Annotated in this window: 1 protein-coding gene; it reads right to left on the reverse strand. The window is 37.3% G+C overall.

All coding sequences use genetic code 11. The features are described 5' to 3' along the window. A partial coding sequence (locus ACFIO3_RS13250; protein ID WP_375704610.1) for a pyridoxal phosphate-dependent aminotransferase occupies positions 1-1,151 on the reverse strand: 1,151 nt, incomplete at its 3' end. Positions 1,152-1,320: the final 169 nt, after the last annotated feature.

Below are 1,320 nucleotides of genomic sequence, written 5' to 3' on the forward strand. Positions count from 1 at the left end.
AGTTTTTCTGATGTTGCATAAGAAATACGAAAAGTTAATCCAAGTCCAAAAGCAGACCCTTGGACGACAGCAACAGCCTCTGTTTCTAGAAGCGCTATGACAAAGTCTTCATCATTCATAATACATTGACCGTTAGGTGTTTTCTTACCAATAAGTCCTTTGCAAGAAGGATAAACATAAAAAGCACCTTCGGGTGTTGGACAGTGAATGCCAGGAGCTTGGTTTAACATGGAAACAACGAGATCACGGCGTGCTTGAAAAATACTTTTATTTTTAGTGATAAAGTCTTGTGGTCCATTGAGAGCTTCAACTGCAGCCCATTGTGAAATAACACTCGTGCCAGATGTTTGCTGGCCTTGAATGGTATCCATAGCTTTAATGAGTTCTTGTGGTCCGCCTGCATAACCGATTCTCCAGCCCGTCATCGCATAAGCTTTAGAAACACCATTCATTGTGAGTGTGCGATCATAAAGCGCTGGTTCTACTTGAGCTGGAGTAACAAAGGTAAAACCCTCATACGTGAGATGTTCATATATATCGTCAGTGAGAATATATACATGAGGATATTTTACTAAAACATCGGTGAGTTTTTTCAGTTCATTATATGTATAAGCGGCACCTGATGGATTTGAAGGAGAGTTAAAGATAAACCATTTGGTTTTTGGGGTAATGGCAGCTTCTAGCTCTTGTGGTTGGAGTTTATAAGAAAATTCCGCTTTTGTTTCTAAAAAGACAGGCGTACCATCGTTAAGTGTGACCATTTCTGGATAACTAACCCAATAAGGAGATGGAATGATGACTTCATCTCCTCTATTCAAAGTTGCCATAAATGCATTAAAGAGAATTTGTTTACCACCGGTACCAACAATAATTTGTTCTGGTTGGTAAAGAAGGTTATTTTCTCTTTTAAATTTTGCAGAAATTGCTTGGCGCAATTCTGGAATTCCAGATATGGGAGGGTATTTTGTTTCTCCCCTTCGAATAGCTTCAATAGCCGCGTTTTTGATGTTGTCTGGGGTATCAAAGTCTGGCTCTCCAGCACTTAAAGCAATAACATTTCGCCCTAATGCTTTTAAATGACGGGCTTTTTGAGAAGCAGCAATTGTTGCAGAAGGTTTGATACGAGACAGTTTGTCGGCAATAAAAGCCATAATTTAAAATCCTTATATTATATCAAATGATTATTGCTTTAAGAATATTTTATAAGAGATTATATTGTATGCAATAAAAAACTTCCACAATACTCTTACATAGGCTTTATATTCTTCTTTTTTGAGATTTTTGCAAGGTCATTTCTTCTTAGGTTTTATGAAAGATTTA

Source organism: Bartonella sp. AD328YNZD (assembly GCF_042196425.1).